13 protein-coding genes are annotated in these 14,496 nt (G+C 70.7%); 8 read left to right on the top strand and 5 right to left on the bottom strand.

The window, feature by feature from the left end; all coding sequences use genetic code 11:
* Positions 1–9: 9 nt before the first annotated feature.
* From ACZ7DL_RS30820 to ACZ7DL_RS30830, 3 genes are all read right to left on the bottom strand, one after another.
* A complete protein-coding gene (locus ACZ7DL_RS30820; RefSeq protein ID WP_470779110.1) occupies positions 10–1,155 on the bottom strand; it encodes a serine hydrolase domain-containing protein in 1,146 nt (381 codons plus the stop codon).
* A 147-nt stretch (positions 1,156–1,302) separates the two neighbouring features.
* Entirely contained in the window at positions 1,303–2,001 is a 699-nt protein-coding gene (locus tag ACZ7DL_RS30825; protein ID WP_470779112.1) for a glycerophosphodiester phosphodiesterase, read from the bottom strand.
* 20 nt (positions 2,002–2,021) lie between these two features.
* Complete coding sequence (locus tag ACZ7DL_RS30830) at positions 2,022–3,224, bottom strand: adenosine deaminase (RefSeq protein WP_470779263.1); 1,203 nt, start codon at positions 3,222–3,224, stop codon at positions 2,022–2,024.
* A gap of 15 nt (positions 3,225–3,239) precedes the next feature.
* On the opposite strand from ACZ7DL_RS30830, the gene ACZ7DL_RS30835 reads away from it, so the two are divergent.
* On the top strand, positions 3,240–4,277 hold the full coding sequence (locus ACZ7DL_RS30835) for a DUF4190 domain-containing protein (protein WP_470779114.1): 1,038 nt from the start codon (positions 3,240–3,242) through the stop codon (positions 4,275–4,277).
* Positions 4,278–4,304: 27 nt separating this feature from the next.
* On the opposite strand, the gene ACZ7DL_RS30840 is transcribed toward ACZ7DL_RS30835, so the two are convergent.
* Positions 4,305–4,868 carry an NADAR family protein gene (locus tag ACZ7DL_RS30840; RefSeq protein ID WP_470779116.1) on the bottom strand — a complete coding sequence of 188 codons (564 nt, stop codon included), beginning with the start codon at positions 4,866–4,868 and terminating at the stop codon, positions 4,305–4,307.
* A 207-nt stretch (positions 4,869–5,075) separates the two neighbouring features.
* On the opposite strand from ACZ7DL_RS30840, the gene ACZ7DL_RS30845 reads away from it, so the two are divergent.
* The 6 genes from ACZ7DL_RS30845 to ACZ7DL_RS30870 are packed head-to-tail and all read left to right on the top strand — an operon-like array spanning position 5,076 to position 12,267.
* A complete protein-coding gene (locus ACZ7DL_RS30845) occupies positions 5,076–6,611 on the top strand; it encodes a gamma-aminobutyraldehyde dehydrogenase (protein ID WP_470779118.1) in 1,536 nt (511 codons plus the stop codon).
* Between the two features lie 53 nt (positions 6,612–6,664).
* The gene (locus ACZ7DL_RS30850; RefSeq protein WP_470779120.1) at positions 6,665–7,912 is read left to right on the top strand and encodes a polyamine ABC transporter substrate-binding protein; all 1,248 of its coding nucleotides are present in this window, start codon (positions 6,665–6,667) and stop codon (positions 7,910–7,912) included.
* Positions 7,909–9,069 (top strand): ABC transporter ATP-binding protein, encoded by a 1,161-nt coding sequence (locus ACZ7DL_RS30855; protein WP_470779122.1) that lies wholly within the window; start codon positions 7,909–7,911, stop codon positions 9,067–9,069. Before ACZ7DL_RS30850 ends, ACZ7DL_RS30855 begins: the two co-directional genes overlap by 4 nt.
* Positions 9,069–9,998 carry an ABC transporter permease gene (locus tag ACZ7DL_RS30860; protein WP_470779124.1) on the top strand — a complete coding sequence of 310 codons (930 nt, stop codon included), beginning with the start codon at positions 9,069–9,071 and terminating at the stop codon, positions 9,996–9,998. Before ACZ7DL_RS30855 ends, ACZ7DL_RS30860 begins: the two co-directional genes overlap by 1 nt.
* Positions 9,999–10,799 (top strand): ABC transporter permease, encoded by an 801-nt coding sequence (locus ACZ7DL_RS30865; protein WP_470779127.1) that lies wholly within the window; start codon positions 9,999–10,001, stop codon positions 10,797–10,799. It begins immediately after the preceding gene.
* A gap of 37 nt (positions 10,800–10,836) precedes the next feature.
* On the top strand, positions 10,837–12,267 hold the full coding sequence (locus tag ACZ7DL_RS30870) for an NAD(P)/FAD-dependent oxidoreductase (protein ID WP_470779130.1): 1,431 nt from the start codon (positions 10,837–10,839) through the stop codon (positions 12,265–12,267).
* 6 nt (positions 12,268–12,273) lie between these two features.
* Here ACZ7DL_RS30870 and ACZ7DL_RS30875 read toward each other — a convergent pair whose 3' ends face one another.
* On the bottom strand, positions 12,274–12,420 hold the full coding sequence (locus ACZ7DL_RS30875) for a hypothetical protein (protein ID WP_470779132.1): 147 nt from the start codon (positions 12,418–12,420) through the stop codon (positions 12,274–12,276).
* Between the two features lie 155 nt (positions 12,421–12,575).
* Here ACZ7DL_RS30875 and dnaA point away from each other — a divergent pair, with 155 nt between their 5' ends.
* The gene (gene dnaA, locus ACZ7DL_RS30880) at positions 12,576–14,399 is read left to right on the top strand and encodes a chromosomal replication initiator protein DnaA (protein WP_470779134.1); all 1,824 of its coding nucleotides are present in this window, start codon (positions 12,576–12,578) and stop codon (positions 14,397–14,399) included.
* Positions 14,400–14,496 lie beyond the last annotated feature (97 nt).

Below are 14,496 nucleotides of genomic sequence, written 5' to 3' on the forward strand. Positions count from 1 at the left end.
CCGCGTACCTCAGCGGTTGAACGCGGGGAACGCGAACCGCTGGGCGACGGCCAGGCCGTCGCCCTTCGCGTCCGTGGAGTTGACCGAGTAGACCAGGGTGCGGGACAGGTCCGGGGTCGCCGCGATCACCGTGGCGTACCCCGGCCGCGAGCCGGTCTTGCCCCAGATCACCTTGCCGTTCACCTCGAACCGCTGCAGCGCCGCGCCGTACCGCGCGTCGGGCACGTCGGGCAGGGTGAACATCTCCCGCAGTTGCGGCTCGGGCACCACCCGGCCGCGGAACAGCCCCACCAGCAGCCGCTCCAGGTCGGCGGTCGTCGAGATCATGTCACCGGCCGCGAAACGGTCGGTCATGTTCCAGTCGGTGACGTCGACCAGCCTGCCGTCGATCCAGTCGTAGCCACGGTTGTGCGCCCCGTGGATCCGGGGGTCCGAGCCGACCGGGAAGGAGCTGTTCCGCATGCCGAGGGGCCGGAAGACCCGCACCGCCGCCTGATGCGCGTACGAGTCACCGGTCACCTTCTCGATGAGCATGCCGAGCACGGTGTAGTGGATGTTGCCGTACTCCTGGTGCGTGCCCGGTGTGTACTTCGGGCCCTGCGCGACGGAGGACGCCACGACCTGGCGGGGCGTCACCGTCTCGAAGCGGTGCGCGTAGCCCTCCTCGACCGTGTCACCGAGGGACGTCCCCGGGCCGAGGCCGCTGGTGTAGTTCAGCAACTCCCGTACGGTGATCGGGTCGAAGTCCTCGGTGAGCAGACCCGGCAGATACTCCTGCACGGTGCCCTCGAGGTCGATCCGGCCCTCCGCGGCCAGTTGGAGCACCATCGCAGCGGTGACCACCTTCGTCACCGACCCCACCCGGAAGCGGCCGTTCTCCAGGGCCGGTGCCCCGGTGCGGACGTTGTGCACCCCGGCCGTCCCGCGCCAGGTCCCGTCGCCGCCGACGCGGAGCAGGGCGGCGGTGGCGTCGTGGTCGGGGAGTCCGGCGATCGCGGCGGCGAGGGCCTCCGCGTCCGGGCCGGCCGTCGTGCCGGCCGGTGCGCTCGCCGCCGGCGGGCCGGGAGCGGCGAACGCGGGTGCGGTCAGCGGGCCGGCGGCCAGCGCGGCGACGAGACCGGCGGCCAGGAGAGCGGAACGGGTGGTACGGCGCATGAGAGGCTCCTGGAGGAGATCTGTGACGTTGCGTGATCATCCTCCGGTGCCGCAGACCCCACCGGATCCTCACCGAGGAGGGCCTGCGACCCTTGCCCGCCCCTGACCATGTGCCGTGTCACCTAAGGGAGTTGTCCGGGGGGACCCCTACGGGCGCAGGGCCTGCCGGGAGCGCAGAGCGTGCAGGACGTCGATCCGGTTCGTCGTGATCGAGTCGACGCCCACGTCCAGCAGGCTGCGCATGGAACGGCGGGTGTCCGGGGTCCACACGGACAGCAGACAGCCGTCGCGGTGGACCCGCGCGGCCAGCTCCCGGTCGACCAGCGAGAAGCGGTAGTTGAGCCAGCGCGGGCGGATGGCGGCCAGCAGCGCGGGCCGGGGCGGGGCCAGGGAGGTCCAGGTCAGGGCGATCTCGGCGGCCGGATCGGCAGCGCGCACGGCGAGCATCGCCTCGGCGTGCGCGCAGTAGTACACGCGCTCCCCGGCCCCGCTCTGCCGGACCACGTCCATGGTCCGCTCGACCGCCCGGCGGTCGACCCGCCCGCACAGGTCCACCATCACCCGGCTGTCGCCGGTCGCGGCCAGCGCCTCCGCCAGCGTCGGCACACCGCCCGCCGTCAGCCCGCGCAACTCCTCGGCGGACAGCGCGCGCAGCGGCCGGTCGACGTCCCACAGCCGCCGCAGCGTGTCGTCGTGCAGCAGTACGGGAACGCCGTCACGGGTGAGCCGTACGTCGATCTCGACGGCGTCCGCGCCCTGGTCGAGCGCGGAACGCAGCGAGTCGAGGGTGTTCTCGCGGAAACGGTAGGGGTCGCCGCGGTGGGCCACGGCGGTCAGGGTCTGCATGGCCCCCATTGTGGTCTGTGTCAGGTAGCGAGCCAGGTGGCGGTGTACGCGTCGATCTCCTCCGCGATCCGCGTCTTGCCCGCGGCGTCCAGGAAGGACGCCGCCACGGCGTTCTTCGCGAGTCCGGCCAGGCCCCGCTCGTCCAGGTCCAGCAGCCGGGCGGCCACCGCGTACTCGTTGTTCAGGTCGGTGCCGAACATCGGCGGGTCGTCGGAGTTGATCGTCACCAGCACCCCGGCCCGCGCGAACTCCTTGATCGGGTGCTCCTCCAGGGTGCGGACCGCGCGGGTGGCGATGTTGGAGGTCGGGCACACCTCCAGCGGGATGCGGTGCTCGGCGAGGTGGGCGAGCAGTTCGGGGTCCTGCGCGGAGCTGGTGCCGTGGCCGATGCGTTCGGCGCGCAGTTCGTTCAGCGCGTCCCACACCGTCTCGGGGCCCGTGGTCTCGCCGGCGTGCGGGACGGAGTGCAGACCGGCGGCGATGGCCCGGTCGAAGTACGGCTTGAACTGGGGCCGGGGCACGCCGATCTCCGGCCCGCCGAGCCCGAACGAGACCAGGCCCTCCGGACGGACGCGGTCGTCGGTGGCCAGCCGGGCCGTCTCCTCGGCGGCCTCCCGGCCCGCCTCGCCGGGGATGTCGAAGCACCAGCGCAGTACGGTCCCGAACTCCGCCTCGGCGGCCTTCCGGGCGTCCTCGATCGCGTCCATGAAGGACTTCTCCTCGATCCCGCGCCGGGTGGAGGAGAAGGGGGTGATGGTCAGCTCGGCGTACCGCACCTGCTGCCGGGCCAGGTCGCGGGCCACCTCGTAAGTGAGCAGCCGGACGTCGTCCGGGGTGCGGATGAGGTCCACGACCGACAGATACACCTCGATGAAGTGCGCGAAGTCGGTGAAGGTGAAGTAGTCGACCAGGGCTTCGGGGTCGGTCGGGACCTTGGAGTCGGGGTGACGGCCGGCCAGTTCCGAGACGATGCGGGGGGAGGCGGAGCCGACGTGGTGGACGTGCAGTTCGGCCTTGGGGAGCCCGGCGATGAAGGCACGCAGATCGCGGTCGGCGGTGCCGGCGGCGGGTACGGAGCTGTCGGTCAAGGGGTCCTCCCCGGGAAGGGCGCCCGGGTTCCGGGTCGGGGTCCGGGCGCGTGATCGGCTGATCGGTGGCGCGGGATCATCGTAGGCCCCGGGCCATGGTGTCCCACCCGGCCCGTAGCATGACGGGACGTCCAGCAGAGGGGTTTCACCATGTCCGACGAGGCGCCGCAGTCCACGCCGGGGGAGCAGGCCGCCGGGCACCGGTCCGGGATATCCCGGGTCTCCCTGGACAAGGGACGCACGGCCGACACAGGGGACGCGGTGGGCCCGGTGGACGCAGGCGCGGGCGCGGGCGCGGGCGCGGACGAGCGGGCACCCGAGGCGGCGCCCCGCCAGGACCCGACCCTGGCTGCGGTTCCGGCCCAGGCCCAGGATGCGGTGCAGGCCCAGGCCCAGGATGCGGCCCCCGCGCAGGCGCAGGCTGCGATTCCGGCCCCGGCGCAGGCTGCGGCCCTCGCCCCGGCCTCGGTCCACGACCAGCAGACGCTGACCTCGCTGCCGGCGTCCCCGGCCGAGCCCACCGACGCCGTACCCGCCCCCTGGGCCAGCCCGGGCCCGGCCGCCGGCTTCCCGCCCCCGGCCCCCGCACCCCGGACGGCCCCGTTCGCGCCCCCGGCCGCGTCCACCCCGCAGCCGAACCCCTTCGCGCCCCCGGTGTCCTCCACTCCCCAGCCGAACCCCTTCGCACCCCCGGCGAACCCCTTCGCCCCGCCCGCCGCCTCCGGGACCTCCTACGCCCCGCCGGCGTCTCCCGCCGGACCGCATGGGGTGACGGAGGCCGTGCCCCCGCCGCCCATCGCCCCCGACGGTCCCGGCCAGGTGCCGTACGGCTACCCGGGTACGGTCCCGGCCTACGGCTACCCGGGCCCGCCGCACGCTCCGTACGGCGTCGCCCCCTACCCCGCCGGCGGCGGCTACGGCTGGCCCGGCATGCAGCCGCTCCCGAGCAACGGCATGGGTACGGCCTCGCTGGTGCTGGGCATCATCTCCGCGGTCGGCTTCCTGATGTGGCCGGTCGCCCTGGTGCTGGGCGTGCTGGCGGTGATCTTCGGCGCCGTGGGCAAGGCGAAGGCCCGCCGGGGCGAAGCGACCAACCCGGGCGTGGCCCTGGCCGGCATCATCTGCGGGGCCGTCGGGATCGTCCTGGTGGCAGGGCTGTTCGCCTTCGCCATCGCGATGTACGGCTGAGCGATCCAGGCCGGAGCGGCGTACCGCTCAGGCCCCCGCCCCCGCCAGCCGCTCCCGCGCCTCCATCAGCGCGAAGCCCAGCAGGTTCGGCCCCCGCCACCGCTCCGGGTCCGAGGCCGCCTCGTCGTCCGCCGCCAGGCCGATGCCCCACACCCGGTCCACCGGGCTCGCCTCCACCAGCACCCGGTCCCCGGTGCTCAGCAGGAACGTTCCCAGGTCGTCGTGGGCGGCGAACTTGTGCACGCTGCCCTCGACCACGATCCGGAAGCGCTCGCGCTCCCATATCCCCTCGTCGAAGTCCCGGACCAGCCGCCCCGCCTTCTTGGCCTCGGCGGGATGCGCCGCGGCCAGCACCCGGCGCTCCGCCTCCGCGTCCCCGAACAGCCGGGCCTTGCCGGCCATCATCCAGTGCTCGGCCGTCGCGTACTCCACCCCGTCGACCACGAACGGCGCCGGCCACCACTGGCTCAGACAGCTCTGGCCGATTCGCCCGTCGGGCCGCGGGCGGTGCCCCCAGAAGTGCAGGTATTTCACCCGGGCCCCTGCCCGGACCTCACTGATCAGGGCTTCCACCCCGTCGATCTTCCCCATGCACGCGAGTCTGGCACGCACCACTGACACTCCGTCCGCCCTTTTCTGCCCCGACTCGACACCTGGTCGACAGATTCCGTCGCGTAACCAAAAGGCAACAACGGAATCACTTGTTGGAGTCCTATTGCTCTGTCAGGATCGGCACTCAAATCGAGCTGGAGCTACGCCACCCGCCCCCGGGACGGGCGCACGGCGGAGGAGAGCGACATGCACAAACCGGGCACCGCCACCCCGGAACGATTCCCCGCACAGGACCGCTTCGCCGACGGTGCGCAGTTCATCGCCGGCCGGCCGGCCAAGGGCACCTCGGGCCGTCACCACGCCGTGGTCGACCCCGCCACCGGCGAGGAGGTGTACACCTACGAGCTGGCCGGCACCGACGACGTCGACGCGGCCGTCGCCGCCGCGCGCGAGGCGTTCCCGGGCTGGGCCGCCGCCACTCCGGGCGAGCGCTCGGACGCCCTGCACCGGTTCGCCGCCGTGCTCGCCGACCGGGCCGAGGAGTTCGCCCGCGCGGAGTCCCTCCAGTGCGGCAAGCCGCTCAAGCTCACCCGCGAGTTCGACGTCCCGGGGACCGTCGACAACACCGCCTTCTTCGCGGGGGCCGCCCGGCATCTGCAAGGCCAGTCCGCGGGTGAGTACTCCGGCGACCACACCTCCTACATCCGGCGCGAGCCCATCGGTGTCGTCGGGTCCATCGCGCCCTGGAACTATCCGCTCCAGATGGCCGCCTGGAAGATCCTTCCGGCGATCGCCGCCGGCAACACGATCGTCCTGAAGCCCGCCGAGCTGACCCCGCTGACCTCGCTGCTGTTCGCGCAGGCCGCGACGGACGCAGGCATCCCGGACGGGGTGATCAACATCGTCACCGGGACCGGGCGGGAGGCCGGTGAGCACCTCGTCGGACACCCCGACGTCGCCATGACCTCCTTCACCGGGTCCACCGCCGTCGGCAGGCGTGTGGCCGAGATCGCCACCGCCACCGTCAAGCGGCTGCATCTGGAGCTGGGCGGCAAAGCGCCCTTCGTCGTCTTCGACGATGCCGACCTGGAGGCCGCCGTGCACGGCGCGGTCGCCGGTGCGCTCATCAACACCGGGCAGGACTGCACGGCCGCCACGCGCGCGTACGTGCAGCGTCCGTTGTACGAGGCGTTCGTGGAGCGGACGGCCGCGCTGATGGAGACCGTCCGGCTCGGGGACCCGTTCGCGCCCGGCACCGACCTCGGGCCGCTGATCTCACACGTCCAGCGCGACCGGGTCGCCGCCTTCGTGAACCGGGCGCGTGCCTACGCGCGCGTGGTGACCGGCGGCGAGGCTCCCCAGGGGGATCTCGCGCAGGGCGCCTACTACCGGCCCACCCTGATCGCGGACGCGGCCCAGGACAGCGAGATCGTCCAGTCGGAGATTTTCGGTCCCGTACTGGTCGTTCTTCCGTTCGACGGTGATGATGAGGGCATTCGGCTGGCCAACGACTCCCCCTACGGCCTCGCCGCCTCCGCGTGGACCGGCAACGTCTACCGCGCCAACCGCGCCACCCGCGAGATCAAGGCGGGATGCGTCTGGGTCAACGACCACATTCCGATCATCAGCGAGATGCCGCACGGCGGCTACCGGGCCTCCGGCTTCGGCAAGGACATGTCGTCGTACTCCTTTGAGGAATACACGCAGGTCAAGCACGTTATGTTCGACAACACGGCGGTGGCGAGGAAGGACTGGCACCGCACGATCTTCGGGGACCGATAGAGACCGACCAGGCCATTGACCAGGCCGATCCCTCCCGAAAGGGCACCACGCGCATGGAGCAGTACGAGCCCGACCGCCTGACCCCGCCCCAAGCGGCCGCCATCCGGCGCAGCCTGCGCAGCGGCCGTGCGGCGCTCACTCGCCGGTCGCTGTTGCGGGCCTCCGCGGGCGGCGCGCTCGCGGCCGGCGGCCTCGGGGCGCTGAGCGGCTGCGGGATCCCCGCCGCGGGCAAGAGCCAGGGCGGCACCTCCGCCCAGGACCACTCGGCGAAGGAGAAGGTGGTGAACTTCTCCAACTGGACCGAGTACATCGACGTCGACGACAGCGGCAAGCACCACCCGACGCTGGAGACCTTCCGCAGGCGCACCGGGATCACGGTCGACTACACCGAGGACATCAACGACAACAACGAGTTCTTCGGCAAGATCAAGCCGCAGCTCGCCGCGGGCCAGGACACCGGCCGGGACCTCATCGTCCTCACCGACTGGCTGGCCGCCCGGCTGATCCGCCTCGGGTGGGTCCAGAAACTGGACCCGTCCAACCTGCCGCACGCCTACACCAACCTGTCGCCCCAGTTCCGTGACCCGGACTGGGACCCCGGGCGGGCCTACTCCTATCCCTGGCAGGGCATCTCCACCGTCATCGCCTACAACAAGAAGGCGCTCGACGGCATCGAGGTGAAGTCGGTCTCCGACCTGCTCGACAACCCCAGGCTCAAGGGGCGCGTCGGCTTCCTGTCGGAGATGCGGGACTCCATCGGCATGACCCTGCTCGACATGGGCAAGGACCCGGCGAAGTTCACCGACGACGACTACGACGCGGCGATCGCCCGCCTCCAGAAGGCCGTCGACAAGGGCCAGATCCGCCGCTTCACCGGCAACGACTACACCTCCGACCTCACCAAGGGCGACTTCGCCGCCTGCATCGCCTGGGCGGGTGACGTCGTCCAGCTCAAGGCGGACAGCCCGGACGTCGACTTCGTCATCCCCGACAGCGGCTACATGACGTCGACCGACAACCTGTGCGTCCCGAACAAGGCGCGTCACAAGACGAACGCCGAGCGGCTCATGGACTTCTACTACGAGCCCGCCCAGGCCGCCGCGCTCGCCGCGTACATCAACTACGTGACGCCGGTCGACGGAGTGAAGCCGTACCTTGCGAAGATCGACAAAGACGCGGCGGATAATCCGCTGATCGTCCCCGACAAGGCCATGCAGGCGAAGTCCCATGCCTTCCGCTCCCTGAGCCAGAAGGAAGAGACGGCCTACGAAGGAAAGTTCGCGAAGCTCACAGGGGCGTGACGACGATGAAGACGACACCAGACAACAGCGGCGACGTCCGCCTCTCCGGTATCTCCAAGACCTACGGCTCCTTCACCGCCGTACATCCGCTGGACCTCACCGTGCCCGAGGGCTCCTTCTTCGCCCTGCTCGGCGCTTCCGGCTGCGGCAAGACCACCACCCTGCGCATGATCGCCGGCCTGGAGGAACCTTCCTCCGGAACCGTGCACCTCGGCGACCAGGACGTCACGCACCTGCCGCCGTACAAGCGCCCGGTGAACACGGTCTTCCAGTCCTACGCCCTCTTCCCGCACCTCGACATCTTCGAGAACGTCGCCTTCGGCCTGCGCCGGCGCGGCATGAAGAGCGTGAAGAAGCAGGTCGAGGAGATGCTGGAGCTGGTCCAGCTGGGCGAGCAGGCGCGCAAGAAGCCGCACCAGCTCTCCGGCGGCCAGCAGCAGCGGGTGGCCGTGGCCCGCGCCCTGATCAACCACCCGAAGGTGCTCCTGCTGGACGAGCCGCTCGGCGCCCTCGACCTCAAGCTGCGCCGTCAGATGCAGCTGGAGCTCAAGCGCATCCAGACCGAGGTCGGCATCACCTTCATCCACGTCACGCACGACCAGGAGGAGGCCATGACCATGGCCGACACGGTCGCCGTGATGAACGGCGGCCGCGTCGAGCAGCTCGGCTCGCCCACCGACCTGTACGAGAACCCGGACACCACCTTCGTCGCGAACTTCCTCGGTACCTCCAACCTCATCGAGGCCGAGGTCGACACCAAGAGCGGCGACGACATCGTGCTCAAGGCGGGCGGCGGCAAGCTGGTGCTGCCCGAGGCGCGATGTTCCGCCCCGACGGCGGCCGGCGGCAAGGTGCTGGTCGGCATCCGCCCCGAGAAGATCTCGCTCACGCACGCCGACGACGCCGGCCAGATCCCCGAGGGCCGCAACCGCATCACCGGCAAGATCGCCGACGCCAGCTTCATCGGCGTCTCCACGCAGTACGTCATCGACAGTCCCGTCTGCGACGAGCTGTCGGTGTACGTCCAGAACGTCGAGCGCGACGGCAGGCTCGTCCCCGGCGCCGACGTCGTCCTGCACTGGAGCCCGGCGCACACGTTCGGCCTGGACGCCGGCCAGGACATCGATGCGGGCACCGAGGAAGAGGTCGCCGCCTGATGTCCACGCTCTCCGAGGCGCCACCGCCGCTCGCCGCCGCCGAACCAGCGAAGAAGCCCCCGCGCAGGCGTGGCCGGTTCACCCCGTACTGGCTGCTGCTGCCCGGCATCCTCTGGCTGACCGTCTTCTTCGCGCTGCCGATGATCTACCAGGCCTCGACCTCCGTCCAGCAGGGCTCCCTGGAGGCGGGCTACAAGGTCACCTGGCACTTCGCGACCTACTGGGACGCGCTGTCCGCGTACTGGCCGCAGTTCCTGCGGTCCGTCTTCTACGCGGCCGCCGCGACCGTGCTGTGCCTGCTGCTCGGCTACCCGCTGGCGTATCTCATCGCCTTCCGCGCGGGCCGCTGGCGCAACCTGATCATGGTCCTGGTGATCGCGCCGTTCTTCACCAGCTTCCTGATCCGCACCCTGGCCTGGAAGACGATCCTCGCCGACAACGGTCCGATCGTGCACACCCTGAGCTCGCTGCACATCCTGGATCTCACCAGCTGGATCGGCTGGACGGCCGGCGACCGCGTCCTCGCCACCCCGCTCGCGGTGGTGTGCGGACTGACGTACAACTTCCTGCCGTTCATGATCCTGCCGCTGTACACCTCGCTGGAGCGGATCGACGGGCGGCTGCACGAGGCGGCCGGCGACCTGTACGCCAAGCCGTGGACCACCTTCCGCAAGGTGACCTTCCCGCTGTCCATGCCGGGCGTGGTCTCCGGCACGCTGCTGACGTTCATCCCGGCGGCCGGTGACTACGTGAACGCCGAACTCCTCGGCTCCACCGACACCCGCATGATCGGAAACGTCATCCAGACGCAGTTCCTGCGCATCCTGGACTATCCGACGGCGGCGGCCCTCTCCTTCATCCTCATGGCCGCCATCCTGGCCATGGTCACGATCTACATCCGCCGGTCCGGGACGGAGGATCTGGTCTAAATGCCCGTCGTCACCTGGCTCAAGCGCAATCTCGTCGTCATCGCGGGACTGCTGACGCTCGCCTATCTCCTGCTGCCGAACGTCGTCGTGACGGTGTTCTCCTTCAACAAGCCGAAGGGGCGCTTCAACTACGAGTGGCAGCGGTTCTCCACGGACGCCTGGAAGGACCCGTGCGGGGTCGCCGACATGTGCGGCTCGCTCTCCCTCAGCCTCCAGATCGCCGTCTGGGCGACGGTCGGCGCCACCATCCTCGGCACGATGATCTCCTTCGCGCTGGTCCGCTACCGCTTCCGCGCGCGCGGCACCGTGAACTCGCTCATCTTCCTGCCGATGGCGATGCCCGAGGTCGTCATGGCGGCCTCGCTGCTCACCCTGTTCCTCAACATGGGTGCTCAGTTGGGATTCTGGACGATCCTGATCGCGCACATCATGTTCTGCCTCAGCTTCGTCGTCGTCGCGGTCAAGGCGCGCGTGATGTCGATGGACCCGCGCCTGGAGGAGGCCGCCCGGGACCTGTACGCCGGTCCCGTGCAGACCTTCCTGCGGGTCACCCTGCCCATCGCGGCACCCGGAATCGCCGCCGGCGCGTTGCTCTCGTTCGCGCTCTCCTTCGACGATTTCATCATCACCAACTTCAACGCCGGTTCGACCGTCACCTTCCCGATGTTCGTGTGGGGATCGGCCCAGCGCGGAACGCCCGTCCAGATCAACGTGATCGGTACGGCGATGTTCCTCGTCGCCGTGCTCCTCGTACTGACCTCGATGGTCATCAGCAATCGCCGGAACAAGCAAAAGGCATAGCCCTTTTCCGGAAAGTCCTCTGTAGGGAGTTGAAATCATGGCCCCAAGCGCCATGAGTCGTGGCAAAGACAACTGGATCGCCTCTCTTTCCGAAGCCCAGCCGGTCCCGTACTGGCTGGAAGACCCCGGCAAGCCCCACCCCGAGCCCGCCCTCACCACCGCCGAGACCTGCGACCTGCTGGTCGTCGGCGGCGGCTACAGCGGACTGTGGACCGCCCTGGGCGCCAAGGAGCGCGACCCCGGGCGGGATGTGGTCCTGCTGGAAGGCCGCGAGGTGGGCTGGGCCGCCTCCGGCCGCAACGGCGGCTTCTGCGCCGCCTCCCTCACCCACGGCCTGCCCAACGGCCTGGCCCGCTGGCCCGGTGAGATCCACCGGCTGGAGGAGCTGGGCCGGCGCAACCTCGACGAGATCGAGGCCGCCGTGGCCCGGCACGGCATCGACTGCGACTTCGAACGCACCGGGGAGATCGACGTCGCCACCGAGACCTACCAGGCCTGGGAACTGCGGGACTGGCACCGGGAGCTGGAGGAGAAGGGTCTCGCCGACGGCATCGAGTTCCTGGACGCCGACGCCGTCCGCGAGCAGGTGAACTCGCCCACCTTCGAAGCGGGCCTGTGGGACCGCCGCGGCGTGGCCATGCTGCACCCGGCCAAGCTGGCGTGGGGCCTGAAGCGGGCCTGCATCGAGCTCGGGGTGCGGATCTACGAGCACACACCGGCCCTGACCCTGAAGCAGTACGGCGCCGGCATGGCCGTACGCACCCCGTACGGCTCGGTCCGCGCCCGCCGGGTGGCGCTGGGCACGAATATCTTCCCGAGCCTGCTGCGGCGCGTGCGGTCGTACACCGTCCCGGTCTACGACTACGCGCTGATGACCGAGCCGTTGAGCGCCGACCGGTTGGCGTCGATCGGCTGGAAGAACCGACAGGGGCTCGGCGACTCGGCCAACCAGTTCCACTACTTCCGGCTGTCCGCCGACAACCGCATCCTGTGGGGCGGCTACGACGCGATCCACCACTACGGCGGCCGGGTGCGCGCCGAGTACGACGACCGGCCCGAGACGTACGCCAAGCTCGCCGGCCACTTCTTCACCTGTTTCCCGCAGCTGGAGGGCGTCCGCTTCACGCACGCCTGGGGCGGTGCCATCGACACCTGCTCCCGGTTCTCGGCGTTCTTCGGCACCGCGCACCAGGGCCGCGTGGCGTACGCGGCGGGCTACACGGGGCTCGGCGTGGGCGCGACCCGGTTCGGCGCGGACGTGATGCTGGACCTGCTGGACGGGGAGCGGACCGAGCGGACCGAGCTGGAGATGGTCCGCAAGAAGCCGCTGCCCTTCCCGCCGGAGCCCTTCGCCTGGACCGGCATCGCCCTGACCAAGTGGTCCCTGGCCCGCGCGGACGCGCACGGCGGCCGCCGCAATCTGTGGCTGCGCGCGATGGACCGGCTGGGCCTGGGCTTCGACAGCTGAACCCCGTCATCCGTCCCGGCCCCCGGAGGACCGTCCGCCCCGCCAGGCGGCGTACAGCGTGGACAGACCGATCGCCACGGTGGACACCGCCTCGGGCGGGATGCCGGACAGGACGAGGATGACTCCGGTCAGCAGGACCGCGAGAAAAGCCACAAGATCGGTTCGCCCTCGGGGGCCGTGCATTGATATGCCTTTCTGGTCTCCTGTGGGGGGCGGGAGAACAGACTGGTGCGGTCGTCCGGTGTTGCGCCAGCCGGCACAGTTGCCACCTGCCGCAACACCGGGACGTCGAAGCGCGAGGGGGCGGGATGAGCGTTCTGGTGCCGTTGGACGGCGATCTTCCCAGGGAGTCGCGGGCGTTGGCGGAGGCGTTACGGCGCCTGTTCGACGGGTTGGGCGTCAGCGTGCGCCGGTACGCCGCCCGCCGGCACCGGGACCCCGGTTCCCTGTCCCGGTTCCTCAACGGCACCCGCATTCCGCCCTGGGAGTTCGTCCAGGACCTGATCCGGGACGTCGCCGAGGAGCAGGGCCGCGCCCCCACTCCGGAGGCCATCGAGCTGATGCGCCGGCTGCATCGCACGGCGCTGGCGTGCAGCGGTTCCGCGCTGAACCGGGTCCAGGCGCTGGAGGACGAACTCGCCGACGCCGACCGCCAGTCGCTGCGGTCCGCCGCTCTCGTGCGGGCCCTGGAGGGGGCGCTGGCGGACGCGCAGCAGCGAGCCGCCGACCTGGAGCTCCAGATCCGCCGGCTGCACGGCCACCAGGACCGCACGGCCGCTGAGAAGGACAAGGCCCTGCGGCTGTACGAGGACCAGGTGACCGCCCTGCTCAGGGAGCGCCAGGACCTCATGGAGCAGGTGGAGGCGCTCGGCGAGGAACTGAAGGACGCCCACGCCCGGCGGGTGCGGGCGGAGCGGCGGTGCGAGGAACTGGAACGCCAGCTGGTCGCGGCCGAGGAGCAGGAGTCCCGGGAGAACACCCCGGTCACGGACGGACCGCAGGACGCCGACCCGGACGAGGGCGCCGGCCCGCGGCCGCCCGTCGCGCAGTCACCGGCGGCGGACCGCCCGGCCCACCACGGCCTCGACCCCCGGTTCCTCTTCGACACCTTCGTCGTCGGCGACTCCAACCGGTTCGCCCACGGCGCGGCCAGGGCCGTCGCCGAGGCACCGGCCACCCTGTACAACCCGCTCTACGTCTACGGCACGTCGGCCATCGGCAAGACCCATCTGCTCTGCGCGATCGGCCACCACGCCCGCCGGACGCGGCCGGGCACGCGGGTGCGCTACCTGACGGCCGAGACGCTCGCCCACGAGTATCTCTGGGCGGGCCGCGGGCGCGGCCTCGACGCGTTCCGCCGGCGTTATCTGGACCTGGACCTGCTCCTGGTGGACGACATCCAGTTCCTCCCCGCTCAGGGCGGGTTGCACGAGGAGTTCCGGCATCTCTTCGACGAACTGCACGTCGCGAAGAGGCAGATCGTGGTCTCCTCCGACCGCCCTCCCAAACAGCTCACCCACCTCGGTGACCGGCTGCGCGGCCGCCTGGAGTCCGGACTGATCACCCACATCCAGCCGCCCGAGCAGGCGGTGCGGGTCACCCTGCTGCGTCGCACGGCGGAGCGGGAGGGCATCGACGTTCCGCCCGAGACGCTCGACCACATCGCCTCGCACGTCCAGCGCAACGTCAGGGAGCTGGAGGGTGCGCTCGTCCGGGTCCGTGCCTTCGCCTCGCTGAACCGGCAGCCGATGGACGTCGGCCTGGCCGCCGTCGTGCTGCGTGACCTCGTCCCGGACCGCGGACCCTCCCGCGAGGAGGACGCGGCCCGGCGGATCATCGAGATGACCGCCGCCTACTTCGGTGTGACGGCCGAGGCGCTGTGTGGGAAGGAGCGGGGCCGTGCCCTGGTGACCGCCCGCCAGATGGCCATGTACCTGTGCCGCGAACTCACCGACCTGTCACCGTCGCGGATCGGCCAGCTCTTCGGTGGCCGTGACCATGTGACCGTGGACCACGCGGACCGCAAACTGCGCGCGCTGATGGCCGAACGGCGGTCCATCTACAACCAGATGACCGAACTGACCACGCGGATCAAGGCGGTCGACGGGCCGCACACCGACCAGTGGGTGTGAGTCGGTTCACTCCAACGGGTTGTGGTGACCCGCGTAATGCTCTCCGGAAGGCTCCCTCTCTCCTTCCGACGCGACCGCGTCGAACGGGAAAGAGGGA

It is taken from the genome of Streptomyces sp. NPDC036984, assembly GCF_055607665.1.